At 70.2% G+C, this 16,464-nt stretch carries 19 protein-coding genes and 1 pseudogene; 17 read left to right on the top strand and 3 right to left on the bottom strand.

All coding sequences use genetic code 11. The annotated features are described in order from the left end of the window. Nucleotides 1-37 precede the first annotated feature (37 nt). Nucleotides 38-418, bottom strand: a complete 381-nt coding sequence (locus AB0K05_RS21145) for a metalloregulator ArsR/SmtB family transcription factor (RefSeq protein ID WP_271276426.1) — start codon at nt 416-418, stop codon at nt 38-40. A gap of 234 nt (nt 419-652) precedes the next feature. Here AB0K05_RS21145 and AB0K05_RS21140 point away from each other — a divergent pair, with 234 nt between their 5' ends. Continuing rightward, nucleotides 653-1,309, top strand: a complete 657-nt coding sequence (locus AB0K05_RS21140; RefSeq protein ID WP_364231008.1) for a hypothetical protein — start codon at nt 653-655, stop codon at nt 1,307-1,309. A 64-nt stretch (nt 1,310-1,373) separates the two neighbouring features. Further along, nucleotides 1,374-2,423 carry a DUF695 domain-containing protein gene (locus AB0K05_RS21135; protein ID WP_364231006.1) on the top strand — a complete coding sequence of 350 codons (1,050 nt, stop codon included), beginning with the start codon at nt 1,374-1,376 and terminating at the stop codon, nt 2,421-2,423. Nucleotides 2,424-2,450: 27 nt separating this feature from the next. On the opposite strand, the gene AB0K05_RS21130 is transcribed toward AB0K05_RS21135, so the two are convergent. Continuing rightward, complete coding sequence (locus AB0K05_RS21130; RefSeq protein ID WP_271276429.1) at nt 2,451-3,614, bottom strand: cysteine desulfurase family protein; 1,164 nt, start codon at nt 3,612-3,614, stop codon at nt 2,451-2,453. A gap of 54 nt (nt 3,615-3,668) precedes the next feature. Between AB0K05_RS21130 and AB0K05_RS21125 the strand changes: the two genes are divergently transcribed. The 7 genes and pseudogenes from AB0K05_RS21125 to AB0K05_RS21095 all read left to right on the top strand — a co-directional run. Then, the gene (locus AB0K05_RS21125) at nt 3,669-4,181 is read left to right on the top strand and encodes a TetR/AcrR family transcriptional regulator (RefSeq protein ID WP_148029454.1); all 513 of its coding nucleotides are present in this window, start codon (nt 3,669-3,671) and stop codon (nt 4,179-4,181) included. Between the two features lie 159 nt (nt 4,182-4,340). Beyond that, a complete protein-coding gene (locus AB0K05_RS21120; protein WP_271276430.1) occupies nt 4,341-5,528 on the top strand; it encodes an MFS transporter in 1,188 nt (395 codons plus the stop codon). 91 nt (nt 5,529-5,619) lie between these two features. After that, a complete protein-coding gene (locus tag AB0K05_RS21115) occupies nt 5,620-6,540 on the top strand; it encodes an ABC transporter ATP-binding protein (protein WP_271276431.1) in 921 nt (306 codons plus the stop codon). Next, nucleotides 6,537-7,334, top strand: coding sequence for an ABC transporter permease (locus AB0K05_RS21110; protein ID WP_271276432.1), 798 nt, complete (start codon nt 6,537-6,539; stop codon nt 7,332-7,334). The genes AB0K05_RS21115 and AB0K05_RS21110 overlap by 4 nt, the downstream gene beginning before the upstream one ends. Before the next feature lie 50 nt (nt 7,335-7,384). Then, nucleotides 7,385-7,639 (top strand): LuxR C-terminal-related transcriptional regulator, encoded by a 255-nt coding sequence (locus AB0K05_RS21105; RefSeq protein ID WP_333485704.1) that lies wholly within the window; start codon nt 7,385-7,387, stop codon nt 7,637-7,639. Nucleotides 7,640-7,656: 17 nt separating this feature from the next. Beyond that, entirely contained in the window at nt 7,657-8,157 is a 501-nt protein-coding gene (locus AB0K05_RS21100) for an HIT family protein (RefSeq protein ID WP_271276433.1), read from the top strand. A 94-nt stretch (nt 8,158-8,251) separates the two neighbouring features. Then, nucleotides 8,252-8,377: pseudogene (locus AB0K05_RS21095) on the top strand (ABC transporter ATP-binding protein); the annotation flags it as partial. A 377-nt stretch (nt 8,378-8,754) separates the two neighbouring features. Here AB0K05_RS21095 and AB0K05_RS21090 read toward each other — a convergent pair. Then, complete coding sequence (locus AB0K05_RS21090; protein WP_364231452.1) at nt 8,755-9,858, bottom strand: helix-turn-helix transcriptional regulator; 1,104 nt, start codon at nt 9,856-9,858, stop codon at nt 8,755-8,757. Between the two features lie 370 nt (nt 9,859-10,228). Here AB0K05_RS21090 and AB0K05_RS21085 point away from each other — a divergent pair, with 370 nt between their 5' ends. From AB0K05_RS21085 to AB0K05_RS21050, 8 genes are all read left to right on the top strand, one after another. Beyond that, nucleotides 10,229-11,017: an SAM-dependent methyltransferase gene (locus tag AB0K05_RS21085; protein ID WP_219544193.1), complete on the top strand. Its 789-nt coding sequence runs from the start codon at nt 10,229-10,231 to the stop codon at nt 11,015-11,017. Beyond that, nucleotides 11,014-11,355 carry a hypothetical protein gene (locus tag AB0K05_RS21080; protein WP_364230999.1) on the top strand — a complete coding sequence of 114 codons (342 nt, stop codon included), beginning with the start codon at nt 11,014-11,016 and terminating at the stop codon, nt 11,353-11,355. Before AB0K05_RS21085 ends, AB0K05_RS21080 begins: the two co-directional genes overlap by 4 nt. A 625-nt stretch (nt 11,356-11,980) precedes the next feature. Next, nucleotides 11,981-12,277: a hypothetical protein gene (locus tag AB0K05_RS21075; protein WP_219544195.1), complete on the top strand. Its 297-nt coding sequence runs from the start codon at nt 11,981-11,983 to the stop codon at nt 12,275-12,277. Between the two features lie 612 nt (nt 12,278-12,889). Next, the gene (locus AB0K05_RS21070; RefSeq protein WP_281429335.1) at nt 12,890-13,198 is read left to right on the top strand and encodes an STAS domain-containing protein; all 309 of its coding nucleotides are present in this window, start codon (nt 12,890-12,892) and stop codon (nt 13,196-13,198) included. Nucleotides 13,199-13,887: 689 nt separating this feature from the next. Continuing rightward, on the top strand, nt 13,888-14,355 hold the full coding sequence (locus AB0K05_RS21065; protein WP_219544197.1) for a hypothetical protein: 468 nt from the start codon (nt 13,888-13,890) through the stop codon (nt 14,353-14,355). Continuing rightward, complete coding sequence (locus AB0K05_RS21060) at nt 14,352-15,125, top strand: hypothetical protein (protein WP_219544198.1); 774 nt, start codon at nt 14,352-14,354, stop codon at nt 15,123-15,125. Before AB0K05_RS21065 ends, AB0K05_RS21060 begins: the two co-directional genes overlap by 4 nt. Beyond that, on the top strand, nt 15,122-15,829 hold the full coding sequence (locus tag AB0K05_RS21055; RefSeq protein WP_219544199.1) for an FtsK/SpoIIIE domain-containing protein: 708 nt from the start codon (nt 15,122-15,124) through the stop codon (nt 15,827-15,829). Before AB0K05_RS21060 ends, AB0K05_RS21055 begins: the two co-directional genes overlap by 4 nt. A gap of 129 nt (nt 15,830-15,958) precedes the next feature. Further along, complete coding sequence (locus AB0K05_RS21050; RefSeq protein ID WP_219544200.1) at nt 15,959-16,381, top strand: hypothetical protein; 423 nt, start codon at nt 15,959-15,961, stop codon at nt 16,379-16,381. Nucleotides 16,382-16,464 lie beyond the last annotated feature (83 nt).

The raw sequence follows: 16,464 nt of genomic DNA, 5'->3' as shown, positions 1-16,464 counted from the left end.
CGTTCCAGCGTACTGGCCGCGCGGATGTGGTGTGGCGTCACCGAACGGTCGGCTGACCTCCGCTGACGGGGAGGCGCTCCCGGAAAGGATGGCGGACGCGGGGCCGGTCGGCCTGGTCGAGCGAGACCAGGGGCAGGGCGGGCGCGGAGCCGCCCCGGCTCAGCAGGGACAGGACCAGTTCCACGGTCTCCTCCATCACGGTCATGTTGAGGCGGTACCAGATGGTCGTGCCCTCCCTGTCCCCGATGATGAGGTCGGCCCCCTTCAAGACGTTGAGATGGCCGGACAGCGTCGGCCTGGGCACCGCGAGCTGCTCGGCGAGTTGTCCCGCCGACAGCCGGTCATGCTTGCGGAGGATGCGTAACACCTCACGACGTCGCACGTGAGCCAATGCTTCGAAGGCACGATTCGCGAGCACGAAAACCCACCTCGTTTCGCCCTAGACAGTGAGGGGCGGCTTCCTGCCAATGGGGAGATCGTAAATTTGGCCAGTGAAGCCAAATATCCCGCCTAGGGCACATAGGGGTCACGCCGCACCATGACCCAAGTCATGCGCGGCGGCCCGGCGAGGCATGACCACGGCCACGCTGTGCTGCGAGAACCGGCTGGTTAAGCTCGACGCCATGAGCCTCCGGACTCGCAAGCCGCGCGCATGCCGTGGGCGGGCGTCGTCGCCTCCGCCGCGGGCCTCCTCGTGATGATCGCGATCGCGTACGTCATGTGGGACCGCCTGCCCGAGTACGTCGCCACCAGGGAAGCCACCGCCACCCGGCCGGGTGTCGACGTGCCGAGGATCGTCATCGCGGGCGCCCTGCCCGCCGTCCTGCTCCTCGTCGGGGCCGTCATGACCGTGTCCACGATCATCGGCGGCAGGTTGCGGCACTACGTCGACCCCACGCTCGTCGCCTCGCCGAGCTCGCAGACCAGGACGATGAACGTCCTGTTCTCCGTCCTTCCCCTGCTGCTCGTCACGCTGCAGGCCGGCCTGCTGTCCAAGGCCGCCCGCTACGACTTCCCCCTGGAGCAGGCCGTCGGGGTCGCGTTCGGCATCGTGCTGATCGGCCTCGGCAACGTGCTCCCCAAGATCAGCCCGGCCCGCGTCGGGAGCGGCGCCACCGACCGGTGGGCCCTGGCCTGGCAGCGGTCGCAGCGGACGGGAGGCGTGGCCCTGATGGCCCTGGGGGTGGCCTGCGTGACCGGAAGCTTCTTCTTCCTGCCAGTCCTGCTGGTGGTGGGCTCGGCGCTGCTGGTGGCGGCGGTGTACGCCCTGATGGCCGTGCTCGCCGTCATGCGGATGCGCCGATCGTGATCCGGCCAGGTCGAAGCGCGCTCGGAGTGCGCGACCTGGGGGGCGAGTCTGCGAGGATTCTGCCATGCGACTGTTCGGGCGCAAGAGCGAAGACGAGGGTGCCGACCCGGGTGAGCGCGTGGCGGGGTTCTGGCAGTGGTGGGCGAGCGCCAGGCCGGAGCTCGACGCGGCGGTGGCGGCGGGAGAGAGCGGGAAGCCGGCGGAGCTCCTCGGCCCCGCGGTGGCGGCGGTCCACCCCGACCTGGTGTGGGAGCTGGCGCCGGGCAGGAACGCGGCCCACGCGCTGGTCGTGACGGCCGCGGGCGACGCCGAGCTGCGCTCGCTGGCGCACCGCTGGGCGCGCGCGGCGCCGCCCGCCGACATGCTGTGGGAGTTCCACCCGTCGCGCCAGGCGAGCGCCCTGCCCGGTGAGCTGACGCTCGACGCGGGCGGGATCGAGTTCGGACTGGACAAGCTGGTGCTGGGGCTGCGGGTGCCGCGCGGGGCGCTGCGGGTGGACGTGACCGCGCACCACCCGATCTTCGGCGAGCTCGGCGAGGACGCCCGGATGGACGCCACGCTGCTGGCCCTCGACCGGCTGCTCGGCGAGGACGACGTGGCCCGGTGGGTGGGCGAGATCGTCCCCGCCGCCGCGCCGCCGATCGACGCCGTGCCCGCCGTCCACCTGCCCGTGGTGGTGGCCGACGTGGCCGCCGACTACGACACCGAGCAGTGGGCCATGCTGGAGGGCCGGACGGCGAGCGGCGCGCCGCTGGTCGCCTCGGCCCGCTATCCGCTGCGGCCCGTCGACTACCCGCTGCTCGACCACCACATCGCCGTCACGCTGCCGTACCGCGACAAGGACGCGGGCGGACTGCCCCAGGGCAGGTCGCTGGCCGCGCTGGGCGCGTTCGAGGAGCGGCTCGGCGAGCGGCTGCGCGCGCTCGGCGACGACGTGGTGCTGGCCGCCCACCTGAGCGCCGAGCGCCGCCGCGTCATGCACGTGTACGCCACGCGCGAGAGCGCCGCCGCGGCCGCGCTCAAGGAGCTGGCGTCCACCTGGAAGGAGGGCAGGGCCCGGGTGGACGTGACCCCCGACCCGGCCTGGAGCGCGGTGGCGGCCTTCCTCGCCTGAGCGGGCCGTACGGGGCGGCGGGGTCTGTCAGCCGAGGCCGGCGCGGCGGGCCCGCTCGACCGCGGCCGGCAGCACCTCGATGAGCCTGTCGACGTCGTCCTGGGTCGAGGTGTGGCCCAGCGAGAAGCGGAGCGAGCCCCTGGCGGCGGCCGCGTCGGCGCCCATCGCCAGCAGCACGTGGGACGGCTGCGCCACCCCCGCCGAGCAGGCCGAGCCGGTCGAGCACTCCACTCCCCTGGCGTCGAGCAGCATGAGCAGCGCGTCGCCCTCGCAACCGGGGAAGGAGAAGTGGGCGTTGCCCGGCAGCCGGTCGGTGGGGTCGCCGTTGAGCACCACGCCGGGCACGGCCTGGCGGACGCGGGCGATGAGGTCGTCGCGGAGCGCCGTCAGGTGGCGGCGCTGGGACTCCTGCTCCTTGACCGCGGTGCGGACCGCGGCGGCGAGCCCGGCGATGGCGGGCGCGTCGAGGGTGCCGGAGCGGACGTCGCGCTCCTGGCCGCCGCCGTGTTGCACGGAGACCGGGGTCACCCCGCGGGCCAGCAGCAGCGCGCCGACGCCCATCGGGCCGCCGATCTTGTGGCCGGTCAGGGTGAGCGCGTCGGCGCCGGACTCGGCGAAGGACACGGGAAGCTGGCCGATCGCCTGCACGGCGTCGGTGTGGAACGGGATGCCGTGGTCGCCGGCGATGGCCGCCAGGACGTGGACGGGCTGGATGGTGCCGACCTCGTTGTTGGCCCACATGACGCTGACCAGGGCGACGCCGTCGGGGTCGCGCTCGATGGCGGCGCGCAGCGTGTCGGGGCCGACCCGGCCGAGCTCGTCGACCTCCAGCAGCTCGATCTCGGCGCCCTGGCTGTCGGCCAGCCAGTGGGCGGGGTCGAGCGCGGCGTGGTGCTCGACCGAGCTGATCAGGACGCGCTTCCTGGGCTGACGCGCCCAGAACATGCCCTTGATGGCGAGGTTGTCGGCCTCGGTGCCGCCCGAGGTGAACACGACCTCGCTGGGCCGGGCGCCGAGCGCGTCGGCGATCGTCTCGCGCGACTCCTCCACCACCCGGCGGGCCTCGCGCCCGGCGGCGTGGAGCGAGGAGGCGTTGCCGACCCGGCCGAGTTGCTCCGTCATGGCCTCGATGGCCTCGGGGAGCATGGGCGTGGTCGCCGCGTGATCGAGATAGGCCGACGGTCTGTTCACCCGGCCAGGGTATCTCGTTTGCCCCTGTACCGTCCGGACGGTACAGTAGAGCGCATGAGACGGGACGAGCTACTGGACGCGGCAGAAGAGCTGCTCAGCGACCTCGGCTCGACCGCGCTCACGCTCTCCGCCGTGGCCGACCGGGCCGGCGTCAGCAAGGGCGGTCTCCTCTACCACTTCGCCACCAAGGATGCCCTGATCAAGGCCATGGTGGAGCGTCTGATCGAGGAGTTCGACGACCTGGTGGCCGCCCAGCCGGACGCCACCTACACCGAGCGCTACCTCGGCGCCACGCTCGTCGCCGTCCGCGAGGGCAAGCTGCGCCGCTGGGCCGTGGTCACCGGCGCGTCGGGCAACACCTACCTGCTTGCCCCGCTGCGCGAGGCCATGGCCCGCTGGCATCGCGAGGGCCTGGACGACGAGCCCGACCCGGTGGCGTCGCAGATCGTGCGGCTGGCCTGCGAAGGGCTCTGGGATCTGGCGAGCCATGACCCGGAGCTCAACGGCGACGAGGCTCTGGGCGCGCTCGACGCCCGGATGAGAGCTCTGCTCAAACCTCCTTCCTGAGGTTTCCGGCTCTCTCGTACGGTCGGACACCGCTGCGCGCGCCCTTCTGACGCGACGCGCCGCCGGCGTTTGCGTGCGCCACTCCCCCCTTCCTTCAAGGCTCGGCCACGGCCGGGCCTGATTTCTGCCCGAAGTGATGTTTCTGTGAGGCATGCCCTGATGAACCGTGACCTGAGGATCGCCCGCTACGGCGCCGTCCTCACCTTCGCCCTCGCCGGCCTGATGGTCGGCACCATGACCGTGCGCATCCCCGCGCTGACCGACAAGCTCGGCCTGTCCGAGGCGGAGGTCGGCACCGTCCTGCTCGCCTGGGGCCTGGGCGCGCTGGTGACCATGCAGTCGATGCGCCGCGTGATGGCCCGCGCCGGCAGCCGCACCGTGCTGCGGGTCGGCGGCCCGCTGACCGCGCTCGCCCTGATCGCGGTGGCGCTCATGCCGAGCCTTCCGGCGCTGCTCGTCGCGTCCACGGTGTTCGGCATGACGTTCGGCCTGTTCGACATCGCGATGAACGCCCAGGGCTCCACCGTGGAGCGCGCCTACGGGCGGCCGCTGATGAACGGCATGCACGCCGGCTGGTGCGTGGGCGCCATGACCGCCGGCGTCACCGGCAGCCTGTCCATCGTCCTGGGCCTGTCGTTCACCGCCAACCTGGTGCTGGTCAGCCTGCTGTCCCTGCCGGTGCTCCTGGTGCTCGGCCGGACGTACCTGCCTGACGTCCCCGCGCCCGCGACCGCCGCGGGGCCGCGCCGCCGCATGCCGCCGGTCGTGTACCTGCTGGGCGCGCTGGCCTTCTTCGCGTTCATGGTCGAGGGCGTGGTCGCCGACTGGAACGGCCTCTACATGCGCGACACCATGAAGGCGCCCGAGGCGCTGGCCGCGCTCGGCTACCCGATCTTCGAGGCGGGCATGCTGCTCGGCAGGCTGACGGGTGACCGGCTGCGCTCGCGGTTCGGGGTACGGGGCATGCTGACGGCCGCCGGGCTGGCCACGGCCGCCTTCTTCGGCATGGTGCTGGCGGCGCCCGCGCCGGTGGTCGCGCTGGTCGCGGTGTTCTTCGTGGGCCTCGGTGTGGCGACCATCTCGCCGATGACGCTGTCGCTGGCCGGCACCGCCACCAGCACCCCCGGCCCGGCGATCGCCCAGGCGGGCGCCATGGGATACGCGGGCCTGCTGCTCGGTCCGGTGGCGATCGGGTTCCTGTCGGACGTGACCTCGCTCCGTACCGCGCTCGGGCTGGCCGTCGTGCTGGGCCTGCTGATCGCCGTGGCGGCGCGCCTGCTGCCGCGCGAGGAGCCCGCGGCGGTCACGCAGCTGCCCGCCCCCGAGCGGCAGCCGGTGGCCGCCTGACAAATGTCACGCCCGGACCCTGCGGTTTTCCCGGGAAAGAGCTGAGACAGCGCACTGCCGGGACGGCGCCCCGCCCCGGCACAGTGGTCCCGTGGACACGACAGCGATCGAGGTGCGGGACCTGCACCAGAAATATGGCGACTTCGAGGCGGTCAAGGGGATCGGCTTCCGGGTCGGCCGGGGCGAGCTGTACGCGCTGCTCGGCACCAACGGGGCGGGCAAGACGACCACCCTGGACGTGCTGGAGGGGTACGTCGCACCGACCGGCGGCGAAGTGCGGGTGCTCGGGCACGACCCGGTCAAGGAGCGGGCCCGCATCCGGCCCCGGATGGGCATCGTGCTCCAGGAGGCCGGCTTCTACAAGGACCTGACGGTGGCGGAGACCGTGGACGCCTGGCGGCGCTGGACGCCGCACGCGCTCGGCCGGGGCGAGGTGCTCGACCGGGTCGGGCTCGGTCACCGCGCGGCGGTGCGGGTCGGGCAGCTGTCCGGCGGCGAGAAGCGCCGGCTCGACCTGGCGCTGGCCGTGCTGGGCAGGCCCGAGGTGCTCTTCCTGGACGAGCCCACCACCGGACTGGACCCGGAGGCCAGGCGGAACGTGTGGGAGCTGGTGCGCGGCATGGTCGCCGACGGCGCCACCGTACTGCTCACCACCCACTACCTGGACGAGGCCGAGCAGCTCGCGCAGCGGCTGGCCATCATGCACGACGGCCGGATCGTCACCGAGGGCACGCTGGCGGGCGTGCTCGGGGAGCGGGGCACCAGGATCAGCTTCCGGCTGCCCGGCGCGCGCCCTGGCGACCTGCCGTACTCGCCCGGCCTGGCACGGCGCTCGGTCAGGCAGGACGGCGAGACGTTCACGGTCGAGACCCACGAGCCGCAGCGTGACCTGCGGGATCTGCTGGTGTGGGCGGACGAGCGCGGAACGGAACTGGGCGGCCTCGAAGTGCGCAGGCCGTCGCTGGAGGAGATCTTCCTCGAAGTCGCGGAGACGGAAAGGGTGGCGGCGTGAACTGGCTCTCGACGGTCTGGGCGCAGGCCCGGCTCAACCAGACGGTCCTGCTGCGGCAGCGCGGCCTGGCGTTCACCATCCTGCTGCTGCCGCTGTTCATCGCCTTCGTCTACACCAGCGGCCCGACGGCCTCCGGCGAGGTGAACGGGGTGCCGGCCGCCGCGCTCGCCGCGATCGGGGCCATCGCCGTGGTGTTCCCGTTCTCGTACATGACGATCGCGACCGGCATCGTGGTGCGCAGGGAGGAGCGTGTGTACAAGCGGCTGCGCGGCAGCGCGCTGTCCACCACCGCGATCTTCGCGGGCGACATCCTGCACGCCACGCTGGTCGGCGCGGTGCAGGCGGCGGTCATCCTGGTCTACGCGGTCGGGGTGGTGGGCGTGCCGGTGCCGGGGAACGTGCCTCTCATGCTGGTGGCGTTCGTGCTGGGCGCGGCGGTGTTCGCGGCGCTGGCGATCGGCACGGCCGGGCTCATCCCCAACTACGAGGTGGCGCAGCTGGTGGCGCTGCCTGTGCTGTTCGCCAGCATGCTCGGGGCGGGCATGATGTTCCCGCTGTCGGTGCTGCCCGAATGGGGGCAGCGGGTGGCGGAGGTGCTGCCGATGACACCGGTCGTGGACATGATGCGCATCGCGTTCCTGGGCCGCGACCTCGGCCGGGCGGGCGCGCCCGAGGTCGGCTTCCTGGAGGGCTTCCAGGTGTCGGCCGCGGGCCTCGGGATCGGGCTGCTGTGGATCGGCGTCGGGCTGTGGTGCACCCGGAAGTTCTTCCGGTGGGACCCGCGCCGGGCGTGACCTGGGCAAGGACAACCCGGCGGCGACCCTGGCCCGAGATCATCAGGAAGGTGCACGAGGGCGGCCGGTACATCGACCCGGAGCTGGCCGCGGACGCGCTGTCGATCCGGGAGTGCCCGCTGACCCCGCGCGAGCTGGACACGCTGCGCGCGGCCGCCGGGGGCGCGCCGATGTCCAGGATCGCCAGGCAGCTGAGCCTGTCGGAAGGCACGGTGCGCAACTACCTGTCCTCGGCGGTGACGAAGCTCGCCGTGGCGGACCGGCATGCCGCCGTCCGCCGCGCCCGTGACATGGGCCGGCTCTGACGGTCATGATCGTCATCATGACTGAGAGGAACGTCCCCTTCGACGTGGCCGCCTACGAGGCGCGTGTCCGGTCCATCCCCTGTTTCATCTGCGCCATCGTCGCCGGCGACCCGGCCTACGAGCACGAGCAGATCTTCTACGAGGACGAGCACCACCTGGCGTTCCTGTCCGCCTACCCGACGGTGCCCGGCTACGTGCTGGTCAGCCCGAAGGCGCACGTCGAGCACGTGGTCCGCGACCTGGACGAGGAGGCGTACCTGGCGCTGACGGGCGTGGTGCGGAAGGTGGCGCTGGCGGTGGAGTCGGTGGTGCCGTCGGAGCGCACCTACCTGCTCTCGCTCGGCAGTCAGCAGGGCAACTCCCATCTGCACTGGCACGTGGTGCCGCTGCCGCCGGGCATCCCGTACGGGCAGCAGCAGTACCACGCGCTGATGTCGGAGAACGGGCTGATCCCGTGGAGCCGGGAGCAGGCGGAGGACCTGGCCGCGCGGCTCCGGGAAGCTGTGAGTTCCCTCTGAGTCCGCCCGCGTCCCCCAGGCCGGGGTCGCGGGCTCACAGAGGTCTCACAGGATCGCTCAGGACGTCTCCAACCGGGCGGGCCAGGCTGGCCGCATGATCCGGCTCAACGCACTGACCAAACGCCACGGCGGGACGCTCGCCGTGGACGGGCTCACGTTCGAGGTACGGCCCGGCCTCGTCACCGGTTTCCTGGGGCCCAACGGCGCGGGCAAGCCTACTAACGGTCTGGGGCGCTTACGGTTCAATAACGATGCGTGAGATTGGATCCGTGCTGTGACCTGCGATTTTAGCGGGCTGGCGGATAGACGTAAGGGGGCGGACGAATCGTTGCGGTGGTGCTGACCTCATGGGGCAAGATCTCAAAAGGGGGCATTACACTGTCTCGCCAATCCGGGGAGGGGCAGCGCCCCTGCCCCCATACTTCCCTCCCCGCCCCCTTTTGCGATCTTGGAGGGGTCCCCATGAGGTTGGCTCCGAAACGATTCGGTAGCCCCCGCTGTGGCGTGCGATGATCAGCCCGACGACCATCTACGACGAGTACAGCAGGCCGAAGGCTTGCTAACGGCGGCCGACCCGAGGGGTTTCCCAAGAAAGAACTAAGAGGGTGTCGCCTCCGGGGCCAACATCCCTTGTAGGCATTCGCGCGAAAGGCGAATCTCGGGAATGTGGTCCCATGCCTTTGTACGATGAAGGATCTCCCGCGCACGAGAATTGACACGTGCTGAGCTGATAAAGGGAAGTGCTCGTGTGAGAGTACCCATGTATTCAGCCGTAAGACTCGGTCTGCCTGCGCGAATGGCCGTCTGAGTTTGGCGACCTAGATACTGAGCCTGGAAGAGAGGCGAGTATTGCCCCATTGCTTCGGCGGCTGCATGCAGGAGGAGATCCGCCTGGTCATACTCTCCTAGTTGGCTTAGACCGATGGCTACATCACCGCCTAAGGCGGCCTCGGCGAACGGGCTCAGGCCGCGCGTGTCCAGGGCAGTCGCCAGCGCGTCTCTCGCCTCTCGGCTGTGCCCCTTGATACTGATAAGCGCTCGGCCTAGTCGCATGTGAAGACTCGACTCCCTGCTGACCGGAAGATCCGGGACTCGGAGTCCCCGTTGGGCGTACTGAACAGCACGGGATGGGTCGCCTCGGTAGAGAGCTACACGACTCAAGGCGTCATAGGCACGGGCCTGCCCCGGGAAATCTTGGGCATGGTGGGCAAGGTCAAGTGCGATAGAGCCTGCGCGCTCAGACTGGGCCAACTTGCCGGCATCGTAGAGAGTGACGCTGACCTGGTACATCAAGTCTGAGGCGGTTCCCTGCCACCGTCCACTAAGAGATGCGGTTTTCAGTGCAGCTACATGACGCGTGTGTGCCAGGGCGCGGGGTGCGAGAGGCAGTCCGCCAAGTTCGTACCGTCCCCGCGCCAGGCTGTCAGTCAGCGTTCGAACATAGTCAGGGTCCAGATAAGGATCTGAGCTTACGGCAGAAGGCACGAACACCACTGATGCGGCGGCTGCAAGGAAATCCCTGCGCTCCACGGGTTCCTCCACGGATGGCGAGAGACGGACCTCCCAGCCAACTCGCGAGAGAAGCTCTTGTGCTCTGGCCACCCCTGTATCGGCGACGCCTCGGCAGATCTTTGAGATCCAGGCTTGCGATACCCCCAAGTGCTTAGCGAGCTGCGTCTGAGTCCAGCCGCGCTGCTCCATGATCACTTTGAGGGCTTCGGGGAGAGTCCGGACTTCCACTAGCTGAGCGTATAGCGGAGAGGCATTGAGTCCGTAGTGTCTTTTTCCTCAGAGGAATACCCCTCCTGGCCCACTGGAAACAGTCGGGGGAACATGGCTGCCCCAGTGAGAAACGTCGCATCGACAGAGCGTGGTGGGGCACCCGCGCGTGGAGGTCACAGTGGGATCAGCCAGCACAGCAGGCGGAGAGCAGCGGAGTGGCGCAAAGAATCCTGCGCAAAGGGCGGACTCCGGGCATCCCACATCGGAAGGGGTGCGGGAAGGAAAGATAGACGCCGATCTTCTGGGGAATCGTCGGCCGGTGGTTGCGAGGGGTTATGAGTCGGGGCCGATGCCGCTTGCGCCGACGGATTGGGTGCGGCCGAATGTGGCGCGGATGTACGACTTCTTCCTCGGCGGTAAGGACTACGGCGAGGCGGATCGGGTGGCGGCGGCCAAGGCGCTGGAGCTGAACCCGGACGTGCGGCTGATCGCGCGGGCGAACCGTGCGTTCCTCGGGCGGGCGGTGCGGTATCTGGCTGAGCGGGGGGTGCGTCAGTTCCTCGACATCGGCACGGGGTTGCCGTCGATGGGCAACGTTCATGAGGTGGCGCAGTCGGTGCATGCGGATGCGCGGACGGTGTATGTGGACAACGATCGGGTGGTGCTGTCGCATGGGCGGGCTTTGCTGGCCACCGATGATCAGACGGTGATGCTGGATGCGGATCTGCGTGACCCGGGCTGGATCTTGACTCGGGCGTCTGACCTGCTGGATTTCGATCGGCCGGTGGCGGTGCTGCTGGTGGCGATCCTGCATTTCGTGCCGGATGAGGACGGGCCGGGTGAGATCGTCGGGGACCTGATGCGGTTCCTGGTGCCGGGCAGTCATCTGGTGATCTCGCATGTGCTGGAGACAGAGCGGACGGTCGCGGCGACTGCGGCCTATCAGCGGGCGTCTGCCCGGGTGGTGTTGCGCGGTGAGGAGCGGATCGGGGCGTGGTTCACCGATGCGGGTACTGAACTGGTCGCGCCGGGTCTGGTGCGGGTGCCGTTGTGGCGTCCGGAGATGGATGACGGCCTGGCGCGCGATGACGCCTCCCGGGTCGATGTGGCAGGCGGGGTCGGAAGGAAAGAGCGGTGAACGGGCCGGGTGGGGCGAGTCCGGCGGGGCGGCTGGCGCGGGAGCTGGCTGATCATCTGGCCCGGCGTGGGGTGGAGTCGCGGGTGTCGGAGTGCGAGGGGATCGCGCTGGTGGGCCTCGCGGTGGTGGGCCTGAACGTGTGGTGTGAGTTCGGCGGGGCGGAGTGGCGGTTCCGGTGGTCGCTGGACGCTCCTACGGAGCCGGGGCGGTGGCGTTACACCTGCTGCCCTGCCTCGTGTATGGAGACGGCGGCGCGGCGGATCGCGGGGCTGTTCCAGGAGCGGCGCGAAGCGATGTCCGGGCCGGTCACCGCGCGGGTTGGGAGGGCTGCGCGGTGAGGGACGCGAGCAACAACACGAGGAACGACACCAGTCACACGGCGGCGTCGGGGGCGCGGGTCAGCCCAGAGGAACAGGCTCAGACACAAAAGCTTGAGAGCGAGTTCGGCGGGCGATGGCGAGTGTTCCGGGGCGTGTGCGAGTGGTATGTGGTTCGCCGCTGCGGACGCCCGTGTCCCCGGCCTGAGGTGCACGGCTCGCGGCATATCGGGCGGGCGGCGACTTTGGACAAACTCGCGGTGCTGCTCGCGGAGCTGGACAGCCTAGGTCAGGCGCAAGGGTCCGGCCAGGTGCGCTGAAGCAAAAGCTCGGTACGGCAGTGACTTCACCTGAGCCGGGGTCTGGAGCACGCTCCGGTGAGGGTGTCGGAAGGTCGCTGCCGTGCCGTTATGCGGGCCGCGTGGGCGGCCCGTGTCCCGTTCCCCGGTGGTCGCCGAGCGGCCCGTGGGCGGTAGTCGGGAGCGGCCGGGTCTGGTCCTGGTCGCTCTGGGCTGTCATGGCTGACCCCCAAGCTCGCGGGCCGGTGGTTGCCTGCTGGAGGTTGGCCGCCGGGGAACGGGAGTCCCCGCCTGGGAAGGGCGGGGCAGGTCTATAGGCCGTGGGGATCGGGAAGGAGGTGCCGGGCTTGAGCGGCGGTGAGGACAAGAGCAGGCGCGAGGAGATCTTGGAGTGTCTGACGGAGTTCCCGGACGGGGCGACGGTGGATGAGGTGAGCACGTTCTTCGATCACGCTCGCACGCTGGATTACTTCCGGTACCGGTTGAACAGGCTGGCCAAAGAGGGCGTCGTGGTGAAGATCGCGCCGACGCAGCGCAAGGCGTTCCAAGGTGACTATGAGCGTGGGCTGGTACGGCGGGTTAAGTATCGGCTGGCCGCTGCGGCGTCCGGCGCGCCAGACGGAGCCTGCGACATCGCGCGCTGATCGGCAGCGTTGAAGAGACTTCGCGGCTGGCCGCTGTTGCCCCTGGGCGGCTGGTCCTTCCCCTCTGGCGTGGCCCGTTACGGGACACGGGCGGTTCGGTACGCCGGAGAAGGTGGCCCCTCGCGAGACCGCTCATCCGGGCAGACGGTCTCGCGGGGGGCCACGTCGCGTTGAGACGGGAGCATACGGCGCAATCGGTAGGGCGGTCGGGGCGTCGGCGGGTTCCGGGTCGGTTCGGCGGTTCCGGCTAGGGGCGGGCCTGCCGGGCGGCGAGGGCGAGCACGGCGCCCTTGGGCGCCGCGCGCAGTCCCGATGACGATCCGGCCGGCGCGTCCCGTTGCCGGGGCCGCCTAGGACCTGTACCGGCTGCGCTGTCGGCGCGTACACACCGCAATCAAGATCGTGTCCGCGGGGGGTTCCCGTCCGGCTTGCCGGGCGGGCTTGATCTATGTAGGGAAACTCATCACACGGCGGCTCCCGGCATCAGACGCGCGGTTCCGGGCCGATAAGCGCGGGTGGCGCGGTAGCCGGTGGCTAGTGGAGTCCTTGGAGGTGACGAGCGTAGTGTGAGAGTGAGGTGTATAAGTCGTCTGTCCGGTTTGGTGATTGGTTATGGCTCTCTCCACGCACATGACGCAGCATCAGAATCTTCTCATCGTGGCCTTGGAAGGCGAGTTGGAGTTCTCCACGGCCCCAAGCCTGGTGGCGGCTGTGGACGCCGTTCTGCCGGTGGAGTCACCCAGTGTGGTCGTGGATACGGCTGGGGTGACCTTCTGCGATTCGCATGGGCTGGAGGCGCTGCTAGAGGTGCAGCGCATGGTTTCCCGGGCGGGCGGCAGCATGGAACTGGTTCATGTGAACGGCAGGCTCCGCCGTCTCCTGCGCCTGTCGGGGCTGGATCGCGCATTCGTGATTGCCTAGCGGAGTCCTGTGCCGGGCATGGGTTCGCGAGTCTGCTGTGCGCTGTCTGGCCCCTGCGGGCGGAGCCAGACAGCGCGTGCGGGGTAGGCCCCCTCCGGTCCTGTCCCACCCCTCCGTCATATCAGTGACAGAGTGAACACACAACGTGAACGGCCGATGTGGTCGGGATTGACAGGCCCATGGGTGCTGCCTGACCCCGTGAGCGAAGCGCGCGGGCCAGACAGCACCGGTGCGGGAATAGCGTTCCCCTGGGCCGCTCCCGCCCCCCCGTCCTATCAGTGACGGCTTGGCTATGTGGATGATCAGCGGGCTTGGGCGATTCCGGGCATACGGGCGGGGTCCGCCGTTTGGAAGGTGCTGCCCGGCTCGCCGCACCGGGGATAGAGCCGGACAGCACCGGCGCGGCAAGGGCACCTCAGCCTCCACCGCCCGAACATCACACTACGTGACAGGCATGCTGCGGAATGCAACCGGGTGGCCAATAGCGGGCACAGCGATGCCGCTCCCGCATGCGCGGCCATGCGACGTGATCGAACTCAGCCCGCGAACATGCCCTTAACATGCGAGGCGCGACAGTGCACGCCTGCATGCCGGACGGGCATCGCGTTGAACGATTCGAACATATGTTCGAGTACTGCTTGCCAGTGTGGGTGTGTCAGCGGGACACACCCCTGAAGGGAGGCAGACGGATGCGCTTTCCGATCGACGCAGGGCGGTTGGCCTTCACGGTAACCGCGCCACCGAATGCGGCCAAGGACTTCACGACCAAGAAAGCGAAGGTCACCGACGACGGCCAGCCGATCATGGTCGTGACGCTGCTGGCCATGGACGGGGCCGACTCGGCAAAGATCAAGTTCAACCTGCCGGGCGAGCAGAGTCACCTGGTGCCGGGCCTGCCGGTGCGGGTGGAAGGGCTGTGCTTCAACACGGCCAAAGAGGGCGAGGTCCGATGGTGGAGCGCTGCCGCCGTGACCGGCGTGCACGCCTCGGCCGCCGCGAACGCGGCCCCCTCGCGTCCGGCGTCGATGGCGGGTGAGGGCGCGGCCGGTGGCACGCGACGTACCCCGCACGCCTCGGCCCCGTCCGCTTCGGCCTCGTCCGCTTCGGCACGGCATGGCGGTAGCCCGATGGCCACCGGTGGCGAGAGCACGTCATGAGCGGGATCGGGGGTCCGCAGGTTCCCGGGCGGCCGTCCGGGCTGCCGCCGATGGTGGAGATGCCCGCCGCGCCGATCCGTGCGCAGAGCACGGCGGCGTCACGGCTGACCATGTACGTGCTGCGGCCGATGTGGCTCCTGCGGCGGGAGCTGGGCCTGATCACGGCCACGGGGCTACTGCTGGGCGGCGGCTGGTCGCTGGGCGGCTGGCCGGTGCTGGCGGGCCTGGCGGTCTGGCTGGTCGCGATGTTCGGCGGGGTCCCGGCTGTGCGCGGCTGGCTGCTGCACCTGCTGTGGTACTCGCGGGTGATCCGCCGCTGGGACCGGGCGGCCCGCTTCGCCGGGCTGGCCACCTACAACGACCGCATCCCGCGCGTGATGCGGGCGGAGCGGACGGCGGCCGGGGAACGGCTGCGGGTGCGGCTGCCCAAGGGCAGCGCGGCGTGTGAGGTGGACGATCGCGCGCCGTGGCTGGCCTCGTCGCTGGCCGCCTCCGGCGTGGTGGTGACGGCCGATGAGGTCAACGCCCGGTACGCGCTGGTGGAGGTGATCCGGCGTGACCCGTTCGCCGCGCTGGGGTCGCTGGTATGGCCGTGGGCCGGTGCGCCGGACGCGGGCTGGATGTCCTGCGCCTGGGAGCCCATCCCGGTCGGCGTGGCCGAGAACGGGGAACTGGTCACGGTCGCTCTGCTGAGCGGCTCCGGTGACGGGCCGCCCGAACTGGAGAAGCCGGACGGGCTGGAGGAGCTGGACGGGGGGCGGCGGCGATGAGCGTGCATCTGCTGATCGGCGGCGCTCCGGAAGCGGGCAAGTCGGTGGCGCTGCACAGTGTGGTGGCCGGGCTGATGCTCGACCCGGGCACGGACGCGGTGATGATCGACGGCAAGGCGGGCGTGGAACTGGCCGTGTGGGAGAAGGTCGCGCACGGCGGCATCCGGTGCGAGATCGACAGCGCCACGGCGGGCCTGGAGTGGGCGTGCAAGCGGATGGATGAGCGGTACGCGCTGCTGTCGGCGTCCGGGGTGCGGAAGATCACGCCGGGTATGGGGCATGGTCCGCTGCTGGTCGTGGTCGATGAGCTGGCCGCGTTCACGCTGCACCCGGACAAGAAGAAGCGGGCGGCGTTCCTGGAAGGGCTGCATGATCTGGGCGCGCGGGGGCGCGCGGCGGCGGTGCGGCTGATCGCGGCCACGCAGAAGCCGGGCAGTGAGGTCATCCCGACCTACATCCGGGATCTGTTCGATACCCGGTGGGCGCTGCGCTGCTCGACGCGGGACGCCTCGGACACGGTGCTGGGCGCGGGCTGGGCGGCGCGGGGCGTGGACGCCTCCACGATCGGCCTGGGTGCGGCGGGGGTCGGTTACCTGCTGGCCGGGCCTGCCGGCCCGACCAAGATCAAGGGGTTTTACCTGAGTGACGCGGACCTGGCGCGGCTGGCGGCGTATGCGGCTGAGCTGCGGCGTCCGGGCTACTAGGGGGAACGCGGCAGGTCCGGGGATCGCATGCGATCACGCGCGACCTGTGCACGACAGCGGGCATCCGGCCCGCTGATCGGCGGGGGCCGACCGGCACCCTGTCACCACCTACTCCACAGGGAGAAGATCATGTCGAAGTTCAAGCCGTCCACCCTGTTCGCCTCCGCGATCATCGCCGCCGGGCTGGCCGTCAGCGCGGTCGCGCTGCCCGCCACCGCGCACACCGGTACGCAGACCAGCACGGCCAGCACGGCCAGCACGGCCAGCAAGGCGCGGAAGGCGGCGTGCCGGAAGATCGTCATCACCGGGGTCCGCGTCGGCGTGCGGGAGTTCGCTTTCACGAACGCGGATGTGCTGCGGGTCCGCGACACCGGTAGGACCCTGACGTCGTGCGGGGTGCTGCGGGGCAACGGCTCGAACGGTTACGCCGACAAGTGCGGTCGCAGCGGCCGTAACTGGTACCTGGTCAAGATCCCCGCGACGCGTAATTGGCTCGGGCAGAGCCTCACGCAGGGGTACGTACCCGCCACATGCGCGCGGGTCGCGGGCTGATCGTCGGGTCGCGGTGACGGCGGCTGACGGGGGGCTGGGAGCCGTCGCGGGGGTCCGAGAGCCGTCCGGGATCGTCACATCCG

Origin of the sequence: Nonomuraea sp. NPDC049486 (assembly GCF_040676925.1) — a bacterium.
GTDB classification, from domain to species: Bacteria; Actinomycetota; Actinomycetes; order Streptosporangiales; family Streptosporangiaceae; genus Nonomuraea; species Nonomuraea ferruginea.
Note: the sequence above shows the minus strand (reverse complement) of the source record. Positions and strands in the feature narration are given on the sequence as shown.

Excerpts from the sequence above, each read along its gene's own strand:
- AB0K05_RS21065 (WP_219544197.1), top strand. The coding sequence starts at position 13,888 with ATGCGCTTTCCGATCGACGCAGGGCGGTTGGCCTTCACGGTAACCGCG.
- AB0K05_RS21060 (WP_219544198.1), top strand. The coding sequence starts at position 14,352 with ATGAGCGGGATCGGGGGTCCGCAGGTTCCCGGGCGGCCGTCCGGGCTG.
- AB0K05_RS21125 (WP_148029454.1), top strand. The coding sequence starts at position 3,669 with ATGAGACGGGACGAGCTACTGGACGCGGCAGAAGAGCTGCTCAGCGAC.
- AB0K05_RS21135 (WP_364231006.1), top strand. The coding sequence starts at position 1,374 with ATGCGACTGTTCGGGCGCAAGAGCGAAGACGAGGGTGCCGACCCGGGT.
- AB0K05_RS21140 (WP_364231008.1), top strand. The coding sequence starts at position 653 with ATGCCGTGGGCGGGCGTCGTCGCCTCCGCCGCGGGCCTCCTCGTGATG.
- AB0K05_RS21085 (WP_219544193.1), top strand. The coding sequence starts at position 10,229 with ATGCCGCTTGCGCCGACGGATTGGGTGCGGCCGAATGTGGCGCGGATG.
- AB0K05_RS21050 (WP_219544200.1), top strand. The coding sequence starts at position 15,959 with ATGTCGAAGTTCAAGCCGTCCACCCTGTTCGCCTCCGCGATCATCGCC.
- AB0K05_RS21100 (WP_271276433.1), top strand. The coding sequence starts at position 7,657 with ATGACTGAGAGGAACGTCCCCTTCGACGTGGCCGCCTACGAGGCGCGT.
- AB0K05_RS21055 (WP_219544199.1), top strand. The coding sequence starts at position 15,122 with ATGAGCGTGCATCTGCTGATCGGCGGCGCTCCGGAAGCGGGCAAGTCG.
- AB0K05_RS21070 (WP_281429335.1), top strand. The coding sequence starts at position 12,890 with ATGGCTCTCTCCACGCACATGACGCAGCATCAGAATCTTCTCATCGTG.
- AB0K05_RS21120 (WP_271276430.1), top strand. The coding sequence starts at position 4,341 with ATGAACCGTGACCTGAGGATCGCCCGCTACGGCGCCGTCCTCACCTTC.
- AB0K05_RS21090 (WP_364231452.1), bottom strand. The coding sequence starts at position 9,858 with ATGGAGCAGCGCGGCTGGACTCAGACGCAGCTCGCTAAGCACTTGGGG.